Here is an 11,910-nt window from a genome sequence, read left to right as displayed (position 1 = left end):
TGCATGAAAACCACATCACCGGGCTTTATCCATGACATGGCTAACCTTGATCGCCTGCGCGCAGGCATTGGGGACGATCAAGGGGAATCACTGAAAGCGGCCGCCGAGCAGTTTGAAGCGATCTTCACCCAAATGCTGTTTAAGTCGATGCGACAGGCCAATGAAGCCTTTGAATCTGACTTAATGAGCAGCAGCAACAGCAAGTTCTTTGAACAGATGCACGACGAGCAAATGGCCAGTGAACTCAGCACCACTGGCTCACTGGGGTTGGCGGATCTGATTGTGGAGCAGCTCGGTGGCGGCATCAGTAGTGATCACGCGAAAGCGTCAACGGACGCGGATAAAGCCGCTGACAGTGCGCTCGCCTCGAAGCGTCTTGGTGATGAGTTTGAGATCCGCCCGATCACGCAGCCTGCGCCTTCAGCCAAATCGGCACACGCGAGCGAAGAGACCTCACCGATGCCGATGAAAGACTTCTCAGCCGTGTTTGCGGCGGCCACTACGTCAAGTTCACCTGCAAACTCGTCGCCATCAGCCGATTCGGTTAATGGCATCAAAAAAGCCGCCGAGCCGATGTTTGATTCCCCACGTGATTTCGTGGCCCGCTTAACCCCGTTTGCGGAGAAAGCGGCCAAAGCGCTGGGTACTGATCCGGCCGTTCTGATTGCCCAAGCGGCATTGGAAACCGGCTGGGGTAAAAAGGTGATCAAAAACGCTGCCGGCTCGAGCCATAACCTGTTTAACATCAAAGCCGATCCGCGTTGGAACGGCGGCAAAGTGGCGACCAACACCTTGGAATTCCATCAAGGGATCCCGGTGCAGGAAAAAGCCGCCTTCCGTGCGTATGCCAACTATCAGGACAGCTTTAACGACTATGTCCGTTTCCTGAATGACAACCCACGCTACGGAGAGGCGCTTGCCCAACCGGCGGATCCGAAGCAGTTTATCCGCAATATCCATCAGGCCGGTTACGCCACGGATCCGCAATACGCCGATAAAATCATTGGCGTGATGGATTCAGTGAAGGGGTATATGGCGCAAGAACGATCCTAGGTTCGAGATCCTAGTTCCTGGCTGTTATTTTTTTATTCTAGGTTCTAGGATCTCGCCTCCCGCTTTATCACCTTTTCCCTCCAACTTGGCACGATTTTCGCTTAAGATCTTCCCGTTACTGACTTTTTTCTTCACCTTCAGGGGGCTTTATGGCGTTTGACTTGCTCAATATGGGCTCGCAGGGTGTGCTGACGGCACAGCGGCAGCTTAATACCACCAGTCATAACATTAATAACGTCAACACTGAAGGGTACAGTCGCCAGTCGGTGGTGCAGCAAAGTAACGATCCGATTTGGTGGGGCGGCAGCCAGTATGGCACCGGTGTGCATGTGGCAGAAGTTCGCCGTGGCTACGATCAGTTTGCCACTAACGAGCTGAACCTGACCACCACCAACCTGAGCTACGCCAATGAGCGTGACAGCCAGTTGGGCCGTCTGGATAACATGCTGTCGAACAGCGCGAAAAAAATCCCCGATGATATGAACAACTGGTACGACGCGGTGAAAGCCTTGTCGGACTCCCCCAATGACATGGGTTCGCGCAAAGTGGTGATGGAAAAAGCCAAGCTGGTGGCCGCAGGCTTGAACGAAAACTACAACGTGCTGGCACGCCAGAAATCGGAAACCAACGAAGTGTTGTCGCGCACGCTAAATCGCGTGAACGACATCGCCAAAGAGTTGGTGGATGTGCATCAGACTTTGTTGAAATCACCGGCCACCAATAACGATTTGATGGATCGCCATCAGGCGCTGATCAATGAGCTGTCCGAGTACACCAAAGTAACGGTGACGCCAAAAAATGACAACACCTTCAACATCATGATTGGTAGCGGTCACACGCTGGTATCGGGCACTGAAGCCAGTGAACTGCGCATGGTGAACGGCCAGCCGGATTCTCATCAAACCCAGTTGGCGATCCGTGAAGGCCAGTCATTAAAAACCATCCGTAACGACGGCATTGGCGGCAAGCTGGCGGCATTGTTTCAGTACCGTGATGAAACCCTGACTCATGCGCAAGATGAAGTTGGTCGTATGGCCATTGGTTTTGCCCATACGGTTAATGGCTTGCAGCAGCAGGGGATGGACTTAAACGGTCAGGTCGGTCAAGACATGTTCCGTGACATGAATGATCCGACGATTGCGGCCTCGCGCGTGGTGCTGCCGAATGACTCTACCGCCGATGTGAAAGTGTATATCGATGACGTGAATGCCTTGAAAAAAGGTGAATATTCGCTCTCGTTTGATGGCAGTCAGCACGCCTTAGTCACCCCGGACGGTGAGCGCCAGAAAATCATGCCAAGTGGCAATCCGCCGGCGTTTACGGTGGATGGTTTCCGGGTGGAAATGGATGCGCCATTGCGTGCCGGTGAGCACATCTTGCTGCGTCCGACTCGTACCGGTGCGGCAGACATCAGCGTGGCGATGAAAGATCCCAGCCAGATTGCCGCGCAAAGTTACTTAAGCTCGGCATCCCAAGTACAGGGCAAGGCGGATTTTGCCGTTACCCAACGCGGGCCGCTGAGCGAATTTCAGGTCGCCATTTCACCGGATGCTTCCCAATACGCCGTGTTGGATATGAAAGGCGGCATTCTTCAAAATCCGATGCCATATCCGCCATCCGGTGAGGTCAATGTGCAAGGTACCGTGTTTACTCTGTCGCAAGGGGCTGCAGGGGGCGATGTGTTTGCCGTGAACCTGCGTGCCGCGCAAGGGGACAACGGTAACCTGCTGCGCATGCAGGCATTACAAAGTGCCAAAGTGATGGATGAAGGCCGCTCCAGCGTACTCGATGTCTATCAGGGCCTGAACACCGAAATGGGTGTGCAGAAAGCCTCGGCAGCGCGCCTGAAAGAAGTGGGCACGGTGGAAAACGAAGCCGCTGCCAGCCGCGTGGCAGAGATCTCGGGGGTCAACCTCGATGAAGAAGCGGCAAACATGATGAAGTTTCAGCAAGCCTACATGGCCTCGTCGCGCATCATGACCGTTGCCAATGAAACCTTTGATACCTTACTGAATGTAGCCCGCTAAGGAGCCTGACCCCGTATGATCGGTCGTATTGCCAGTTTTCACCATTACCAATCGGTGGCCAATGACATGAATCGCCAGCAGGTGCGCGTGGCTGAAAATCAGCAGCAGCTTGCATCAGGCCAGCGTTTACTGACCGCCGGTGATGATCCGGTGGCGTCTATCTACATTCAGAATTTCGATCAGCAAAATACCCAGATCGACCAATCCATCAAAACCATCACACTTGCCCGTAACCGTTTGAATAACGAAGAAACGGCCATCACGGAAGTGGAGAACTTATTGGATGGTGCCAAGCGAAAATCCATGATGATGGTCAACGGTGCCTTGTCCGGCGATGACCGTCTGGCACACAAGCAAGACATGCAAGGCTTGTACGATTCGTTCATGAACTTGGTCAACAGTCAAGATGAGTCCGGAAACTATGTGTTTGCCGGTAACCAATACGACAAGCAGCCGTTTTTCCGTGATAACACCGGCAAGGTGAGCTACACCGGCGACAGCTACCAGCGCATGGCGCAAGTGGGCGCTGCGGTGTCGGTACCGGTCAATGATGCCGGTGACAAACTGTTTATGGAAGTGCCGAATCCGTACGGCGATTACCAGCCAGACTACGATCTGCAAAGCGGTTCGTTGTTGCTGCTGTCACAAGCCAAAAACACCAATAACCAAGATACTGCCGCTTACAGCATTTCTTTTTCTGCAACCGACCAAGGCATGACATACCAGTTGTTCCAAAATGGCCAGCAGGTAGATGCACAAGCGTATGACCCGAAGAAAGGGATCCAGTTTGGTACCTTGGATGTGACGGTGGAAGGCGAGATCAAAAGCGGTGACAGCATCAACTTGTCGCGCCAAGATAGTGTGAATGTGTTTGATGCCTTCCGTCGTGGCATTGAATTGGCTGACAGCGACGTGTCCGACGCCAGCGCGACGGCAGAGTTGCATCAGGTGGCGGCAGAGTTGTCGCAGGGCTTTAAGCACATTAACCGCGCCCGCTCAGAGATCGGTACCCGTTTGCAAACCTTGGATCGCCAGGAAGACATGCATCAGGATTTCAAAATCGTGATGAGTGAAGCGCGCGGCACGTTGGAAGATTTGGACTACGCCAGCGCGGTGATTGAACTGAACGAGAACATGACCGCGCTGCAAGCCTCACAACAGGCGTTTGCCAAAACCAAAGATTTGAACCTGTTCAATTATATCTAAGCGGCTTTTCATCAACGCTTTTTCTATTCAAGAGAAAGAGGCAAGGTCTTTCAGCCTTATCGGCATGACTTTGCCGCTTCTTTTCTTCGTGCTGGCGGGCACTTTGCCGCCCCATTATGTCGTGATTGCCACGATTGCCGCTCTGGCTTGCCGCCTGCACGGCTTCATCCTGATAGCGAGAGAAAACCGCGTAATAATGTGGTATGCGCTGTAGGGATATTCTGACAAATGCACTGCCAAATATTGGCACAGTGTTTGCTTCTGAACCGTTATTAAGGGCAATCACAGAAATTGCCGAGTATTTTCAATTTTATAGCCAGCCTGCCTGACGGTGTTTTTTCACGGTCGACGGTGGCGGGGGGCTGTTTTCGCCCATAGGCGGAAGTCAAAGGAGAGCAAAATGGCTGTAACTGTTAACACCAACGTGTCTGCCATGACTGCGCAGCGTTACCTCAGCAAAGCAACCAGTGATCTGAACACCTCGATGGAACGTCTGTCGACTGGTAGCAAGATCAACAGTGCGAAAGATGACGCGGCCGGCCTACAAATTTCTAACCGTTTGGTGGCACAGACCCGTGGTTTAAACGTAGCCATGCGCAATGCCAACGACGGTATCTCTATTGCTCAGACCGCCGAAGGGGCGATGCAGGAATCCACCAGTGTGCTGCAGCGTATTCGTGATTTGTCTTTGCAGTCGGCGAACGGCGCTAACTCGGATCAAGACCGTGTGGCGATCCAAGAAGAAGTGGGCGCACTGAAAGACGAGCTGAACCGTATCGCAGAAACGACCGCATTCGGTGGTCGTAAACTGCTGAATGGTACCTTTGGTGAAGCGGCTTTCCAGATCGGTGCCGATTCCGGTGAAGCGATCATCATGGGTATCACCAGTGTGCGTGGTGACTATGAAGAAATGGGCGGCCAGTTAGTGACCGGTGCCGGTCAGGCGACGCCAGACTGGGAAACCGGCGCAGGCAACAAGATTGTGTTTTCAGTGGGCGATGCCAGCAAACCGGAAAACAAGATCAGCATTGATTTGCCTGAAGGCGATGATATCGAAGAAGTGGCGACCCGCATCAACGGCCAGACCGATCGCGTATCGGCATCGGTAACAGAAAAAGGCGAGCTGCAAATCTTCTCTGAAGGGGATGAGCCGATCGTCATTGATGGCGCAACCGTGATGACTGCGGGCTTGGCGGACAAGAATAACCCGGCCAGTGCGGCAACCAGCATGATTGCCGGCACCAGTAAAGCGACCACGGTACAAGATATCGACGTAGAAACCGTTGGCGGCGCACAAAAAGCGGTGAGCATTGTTGATGCGGCGCTGAAGTACATCGATAGCCAGCGTTCAGATTTGGGTGCCAAGCAAAACCGCTTGGGTCACACCATCAACAACCTGGCGAACGTGTCAGAAAATGTATCTGAATCAAACAGCCGTATCCGTGATACCGACTTTGCGAAAGAAACCACGGAAATGACCAAGAACCAGATCCTGCAGCAGGCAAGTACCTCCATCTTGGCGCAGGCCAAGCAGGTGCCACAGGCAGCAATGAGTCTGTTGCAGTAATCGCACCACGGACATCATGACAAAACGGCTCTGCCCAGAAAAGCGGCAGGGTCAGGCAACACAGACGAACGGCAAGGGGGCAACCACTTGCCGTTTTTTTTGGCGCTTTCATTACGGTGCCAGCGAATTGACGATGTTTTCGACGGATCAAAGAAAAATCCAAAAAAAGTCTTAAAGGTTTTTGAAAGCATGCCGTTACAGACCATGAATAAAGAATATCGAGGTTTTACCGGCGGGGCTGGTCAAGCCATTTTGAAGATTTAAGGAGACACATTATGGCAGTTACCGTAAATACTAACGTTTCTGCAATGACCGCTCAGCGTTACCTGAATCAGGCAACGGACGCGTCGGCAAAATCAATGGAGCGCTTGGCAACAGGTAGCAAAATCAACAGTGCAAAAGACGATGCAGCGGGTCTTCAGATCTCTAACCGTTTGATGACACAGAGCCGTGGTCTTGACGTTGCGGTACGTAACGCCAACGACGGTATCTCTATGGCACAGACTGCTGAAGGTTCTATGCAAGAATCAACCAGCATCCTGCAGCGTATGCGTGACCTGTCTCTACAGTCTGCGAACGGCGCGAACTCAGATGACGACCGTGTTGCGATTCAAGAAGAAGTGACAGCACTGAAAGACGAATTGAACCGTATCGCGGAAACCACATCATTCGGTGGTACTAAGCTGCTTAACGGTACGTTCGGTAGCCGTTCAATCCAGGTAGGTGCGGACTCAGGTGAAGCGGTACAGCTTTCTATGAGCAACCTGCGTGCAGACGCAATGAACAGCACCTCAACCAAAGGTACTGTGGGCGTAAGCTCTGACTGGACAGTGTCAAAAGAAATGGCGACTGAAGATCTTAAGATCAACGGCACCAAAGTTGAAATGAAAGAAGGCGACGACCTAGAAGAGCTAGCGACCAAGATCAACGGTGCAGTTGATGGCGTGAACGCGTCTGTTGCAACGGTTGAAACCACAGATGCGAACGGTAACGTGAGCAAAGGTCTGGCACTACAGGTTGTGACTGAGTCTGACAAAGCGATCAACTTTGAAGGCGCGAAAACCACAGCGGCACTGGGCCTGACTAACGCAGCTGCGGGCGCGGGCGGTGCTTCTGTTCAGAACATCGACGTAACGTCTGTGGGTGGTTCTCAGCAAGCGGTAGCGGTACTGGATAACGCACTGAAGCAAATCGACTCAGACCGTTCAAACCTGGGTGCGTCTCAGAACCGTCTAAGCCACACCATCAATAACCTGAACAACGTGAACGAGAACGTGTCTGCGTCTAACAGCCGTATCCGTGACACAGACTTCGCGAAAGAAACCACGCAAATGACGAAGAACCAGATCCTGTCTCAGGCATCAACGTCTATCCTTGCGCAGGCGAAACAAGCGCCACAAGCGGCGATGAGCCTACTGGGTTAATCCGCAACATTGATAACGGCAAGGGTGCAGTGTGCCCTTGCCGTTTCACATCGTAACAAAGGTGAACACATATGGACATAACGCCCGTTTCTCCGTCTTCACTGCCCCCTTTCTCCTCCGCTTCAACGTCGCAAACATCCATTGGCACAAATATTGCTAATGAAACAACTGCGCCCGCGACTGCCAGTCGTCCGACGGCAACGCCATACACTCAGACCGCGACGAGTACGCCGACGGCCGCTTTACCGCGTGAGCAACGGGTGAATGAGCCTGCTGCGGTGGCACCGGTACCGGATAGCCATGCTGTCGAGCAGCAACGTCAGCAACAGCGTGAAGCGCTGGAAAAAGTCGTGGCACGCATAGAAGAATTTGTCGGTTCGACGCTCAACAAAGGGTTGGCGTTTCGGATTGACGAAGAGTCTGGTAAAAACACCGTGACCATTTACGATAAACGTACCGGCGATGTCGTACGCCAAATTCCCGACGAAGACATGCTGGCCGTGTCCCGTCAGCTGGTGAATCATTCCGGCGGATTGGTGACGACCAAGGTGTAATGGGTCATCCGACAGGGTGTCGGTGATCGTCGGTGACAATAGATTTTCATGAACAGAGAGCGGCCATGAACATAGGTGCAGCGGCCACGGCATCAGGCTTTGATATTAACACTATGGTGAAAACCATTGTGGATGCCGAACGCGCCCCCGCAGAATCGCGGATCAAGCGTCAGCGCGACAACATTGATGTCAGCATCAGTGCTTATGGCAAGTTAAAAGCCTCGCTGGATGACATGAAATACATGATGGCGGATTTTCGCCGCAATCACACCTTGTCAGCCCGTACGGTCAGTACCGATAACAGCGATGTGCTCAAAGCCAGCGCCAGTTATGAAGCCTTGCCGGGCAAATACAACGTCAAAGTCGAGCAATTAGCGCAAGCCCATAAAATTGTCTCTGGCCCGTTTAATGACGAGAAGCCATTAGGCGCCGGCAAGCTGTCGATTTCGATGGGCACCAACATGTTTGATGTTGAGATCCCTAAAGACGAGAGCGAGATACTCGACGTCGTTCGCCTGATCAACCGTCACCCTGATAACAAAGGGGTGATGGCGGCGGTAATCAAAGACGATGTGGGCTCCCGTTTGGTGCTGACGTCAGACAAAAGCGGCGAAGCCAATCAGATCAAAGTGCGTGTCGATGCGCCGTTTGACAGCACCCTGCAAAAGTTTGGTTTTAACCCGAACAACGACATCAATGCGATGACACAAATGCAGGCGGCCACCGATGCCAAGGTGCTGATTGATGGCATTGCGACGGTCACCAGTGACACCAACACCATTGAAGACGCCATTGAAGGGGTGGATTTGGACTTGTTGGGCATGGGTGAGACCGACTCGACAGCAAGCAAAGAGAGCAAGCCACCCAAAGATACCGTGACGGTGGAAGTGGGGTATGACCGCAATGCCGTCGGCGGGGCGATTGAACAGTTCGTCAACGCTTACAACCAGTTTTATTCGACCGCCCATGAATTAGGCAAGTTTGATCCGGAAACCCAGGAAAAAGGCCCGCTGGTGGGCGACAGTATTATCCGTACGGTTGATAACCAGTTGCGTAATGCCTTTTCCAGCCCGGTGGAAGGGGCGCCGGACACGGTCAAAACCCTCAGTGAATTAGGGGTGATGAGTACCATGGAAGGGCGGTTGGAAATTGATTATGACTTGCTGGATCGCCAGTTGGCGAAGAACTTCACCGATGTCGGGGCGTTTTTCAGTGGTCAAAACGGTTTTGCGCGCAAAATCGAAGATTTGATCCACTCCCACACCGGGATCACCGGCAGCATCAACAGCCGCCAGACCAGCTTGGGGGATCAGGTGTCTCGCCTCAATACCGAGCAAGCGAACTTAGATCGTCGCATGGAGAGCGTACAAAAGCGCACCCACGATCAGTTCACGGCCATGGATAACGCCATGGGGCAGATGAAAAGCCAGCTCAGCTCGATGATGAGCATGATGCCGGCCTAAGCCGTGAGAGATGCCAGAAAGCATGCAACGATTAGCACAGATAGACCAAGCACTTACCGCGTTGCTGGCCACCCCCAGCGACGTGGATACCCAGACACTGGAACAGTTGCTCGCCCAGCGTGAGCAGGTGTTACAACACTTACAGGCTGAGCCCGCACCGCTGGACAAAGCGCAGTGGCAGGCCGCGATAGAGCGTACCTCCGGTATTCTCACGCAGCTGCAACAACACCGCGAGCAGGCAGCTCAGCAAATGCAACGATTGGTACACGGGCAACGCTCGTTACAGATGTACAATAAATTTCGGTAGGTTAGAAAAAATGGCAATGAGAGGATCCCTTCAGGCGTACAAACGTGTGTCGGTAGACAGCCAGTTGACATCCGCATCACCCCATCGCGTGATTTCCATGCTGATGGCCGGTGCGATTGAACGTTTGATCCAAGGCAAAGCAGCCATGGAGCAAGGCAACATCGCCGTGAAAGGCGAGCGTATCGGTAAGGCTTTGGATATCGTGATCAGCCTGCGTACGTGCCTGTCGATGGAAGATGGCGCAGAGATCGCGGCCAACTTGGATTCCCTGTATGAATTCATGATCCACCAGATCTACAAAGCGAACCGTGAAAACGTGGTAGAGCCGATTGATGATGTGGTGGGCATGCTACGTGAAATCAAATCGGCGTGGGATCAGATCCCAGCGGAATACCACAACATGACGCAGTTGGGCTAAGCGCGATCGGTTGTCATCTGCATCATTGCCAAGGCAATAGTGCGATGTTACTCCAGCGGTGACAGAAAAATATCGGAATGAATCGGTTATATTTTCGTCATAACGCCCAGAGTCAACATCATCCTTTGTACTGGGGTCACAGCTTTTGGTTGTCCCCAGTTGCCTTATTGTGAGCATTTATTACAATGCTAAACCAAATTGGATCTCGGCACGCGCAGCAGATGGCATATCATTGGCTGTATTTTCCCCCTCTAGGTGGCGGAGATCCAACAAAAGAATTCGGTTACTGAGAACCAGTGCCATCACAAGGACTGTGCTTTCTGTATAATTCGCACTATTCAGATGATGTAAAGCCACAGAATAGAAAACACCTATAAAGGCAGGCAATATCTTTCCTATGCAAGGTTTAGCAAAAACCCTCGTTATTGATGATGATCCTAATCACCGCCATGATCTCAGCGTCATTCTTGGTTTTATGGGTGAATCACATCAAGTTATCTCAGGCTCCGAGGTCGACAGTACGCTTTGGGAAAACGAGTGGAGTGCCTGTTTACTGGGTCAGATCAGTACGGGTAAATCACTGAGTCGTATTCTGGATTACTTACGTATTCATCACCACATTCCGGTGATCGCCTTATCTCACCACGACAATGAGCTTTCGGGCTTTCCTAACTATGTGGGTAGCCTTGAACTGCCGTTGACTTACAGTCCATTGATTGATGCATTGCGCCACTGTCAGGAATATTTGGGCAAACGTGCGTTCCAGGTGCCACACCTGAGCCGTAAAAATACCCTGTTCCGCAGTATGGTCGGCCGCAGTGAAGCCATCAGTCAGATCCGTCATTTGATTGAACAAGTGGCTGCGACAGATGCCAGTGTGCTGATTTTGGGTGAATCAGGCACCGGTAAAGAAGTGGTCGCACGTAATATTCACTACCATTCATCGCGCGGTAAAGGTCCGTTTGTGCCGGTTAACTGCGGTGCGATCCCACCGGATCTGTTGGAAAGTGAATTGTTTGGTCACGAGAAAGGGGCATTTACCGGGGCGATTTCTACCCGTAAAGGCCGTTTTGAACTGGCTGAAGGCGGTACACTTTTCCTTGATGAAATCGGTGACATGCCGATGTCGATGCAGGTGAAGTTGCTGCGTGTGCTGCAAGAACGTTGTTTTGAGCGTGTAGGCGGTAGCGGCACCATTAAGGCGAACGTGCGTATCGTGGCGGCGACACACCGTAATCTGGAAGACATGATCAAACAGAACCTGTTCCGTGAAGATCTGTACTACCGTCTGAATGTGTTCCCAATCGAAATGCCGGCCCTGCGTGAGCGTATCGAAGATACCCCATTGCTGCTGCAAGAGCTGTTAGCGCGTATGGAAGCGGAAGGGGCGAAGCCTATCTACTTCACACCGCGTGCGATCACCTCGCTGATGGAGCACAACTGGCCGGGTAACATTCGTGAATTGGCAAACCTGGTTGAACGTCTGATCATCCTCTACCCAGGGGAAATGGTGGATGTGAACCACTTGCCGATGAAGTACCGCTACAGCGATATGCCGTCATTCCAGCCGGAAAACAGCTTGTTGACGCTGGAAGAGCAAGAGCGCGGTGCATTGGCAGACATGTTTGCCTGTGAGCCGACCGTCGCAGTGGATGACATGGTCAGCATGAGTGGCCTGCCACCAGAAGGTCTGAACCTGAAAGAAATGCTGGCTGATCTGGAAGTTGACATGATCCGTCAGGCGCTGGAAGCCCAAACCGGTGTTGTAGCCCGTGCTGCTGACATGTTGGGTATGCGTCGTACTACGCTGGTAGAAAAAATGCGTAAGTATGGCCTGAGCAAAGAAGCCCTTCGCTAAGCGAACTCTTGACGGTGTCAGTATTTTGACGCC

General features: G+C 52.4%; 11 protein-coding genes. 10 read left to right on the top strand and 1 reads right to left on the bottom strand.

Annotated features, from left to right (window positions below):
- Nucleotides 1-3 precede the first annotated feature (3 nt).
- The 3 genes from flgJ (at nt 4) to flgL (ending at nt 4,286) form a co-directional block, all read left to right on the top strand.
- Entirely contained in the window at nt 4-1,053 is a 1,050-nt protein-coding gene (flgJ, locus tag ABT58_RS02605) for a flagellar assembly peptidoglycan hydrolase FlgJ (RefSeq protein ID WP_047872812.1), read from the top strand.
- Nucleotides 1,054-1,202: 149 nt separating this feature from the next.
- Complete coding sequence (flgK, locus tag ABT58_RS02600; protein WP_047872811.1) at nt 1,203-3,080, top strand: flagellar hook-associated protein FlgK; 1,878 nt, start codon at nt 1,203-1,205, stop codon at nt 3,078-3,080.
- A gap of 15 nt (nt 3,081-3,095) precedes the next feature.
- On the top strand, nt 3,096-4,286 hold the full coding sequence (gene flgL / locus ABT58_RS02595) for a flagellar hook-associated protein FlgL (RefSeq protein WP_047872810.1): 1,191 nt from the start codon (nt 3,096-3,098) through the stop codon (nt 4,284-4,286).
- On the opposite strand, the gene ABT58_RS02590 is transcribed toward flgL, so the two are convergent.
- Nucleotides 4,273-4,572, bottom strand: coding sequence for a hypothetical protein (locus tag ABT58_RS02590; RefSeq protein WP_146147306.1), 300 nt, complete (start codon nt 4,570-4,572; stop codon nt 4,273-4,275). The genes flgL and ABT58_RS02590 overlap by 14 nt on opposite strands.
- Before the next feature lie 114 nt (nt 4,573-4,686).
- Between ABT58_RS02590 and ABT58_RS02585 the strand changes: the two genes are divergently transcribed.
- From ABT58_RS02585 to ABT58_RS02555, 7 genes are all read left to right on the top strand, one after another.
- Entirely contained in the window at nt 4,687-5,853 is a 1,167-nt protein-coding gene (locus tag ABT58_RS02585) for a flagellin (RefSeq protein ID WP_047872808.1), read from the top strand.
- A gap of 275 nt (nt 5,854-6,128) precedes the next feature.
- Nucleotides 6,129-7,277, top strand: a complete 1,149-nt coding sequence (locus tag ABT58_RS02580) for a flagellin (RefSeq protein ID WP_047872807.1) — start codon at nt 6,129-6,131, stop codon at nt 7,275-7,277.
- Between the two features lie 71 nt (nt 7,278-7,348).
- A complete protein-coding gene (locus ABT58_RS23345) occupies nt 7,349-7,831 on the top strand; it encodes a flagellar protein FlaG (protein WP_053062932.1) in 483 nt (160 codons plus the stop codon).
- 65 nt (nt 7,832-7,896) lie between these two features.
- Nucleotides 7,897-9,294 (top strand): flagellar filament capping protein FliD, encoded by a 1,398-nt coding sequence (gene fliD, locus ABT58_RS02570; protein ID WP_047872805.1) that lies wholly within the window; start codon nt 7,897-7,899, stop codon nt 9,292-9,294.
- A 22-nt stretch (nt 9,295-9,316) separates the two neighbouring features.
- The gene (locus tag ABT58_RS02565) at nt 9,317-9,601 is read left to right on the top strand and encodes a flagellar rod protein FlaI (RefSeq protein ID WP_047872857.1); all 285 of its coding nucleotides are present in this window, start codon (nt 9,317-9,319) and stop codon (nt 9,599-9,601) included.
- 16 nt (nt 9,602-9,617) lie between these two features.
- A complete protein-coding gene (fliS, locus tag ABT58_RS02560) occupies nt 9,618-10,019 on the top strand; it encodes a flagellar export chaperone FliS (protein WP_047872856.1) in 402 nt (133 codons plus the stop codon).
- Nucleotides 10,020-10,416: 397 nt separating this feature from the next.
- Nucleotides 10,417-11,877, top strand: a complete 1,461-nt coding sequence (locus ABT58_RS02555; RefSeq protein ID WP_047872804.1) for a sigma-54 dependent transcriptional regulator — start codon at nt 10,417-10,419, stop codon at nt 11,875-11,877.
- Nucleotides 11,878-11,910: the final 33 nt, after the last annotated feature.

The sequence above is a fragment of the Photobacterium aphoticum genome (assembly GCF_001029435.1).
Taxonomy (GTDB): Bacteria; Pseudomonadota; Gammaproteobacteria; order Enterobacterales; family Vibrionaceae; genus Photobacterium; species Photobacterium aphoticum.
This window is presented reverse-complemented; position numbering and strand designations above follow the sequence as displayed.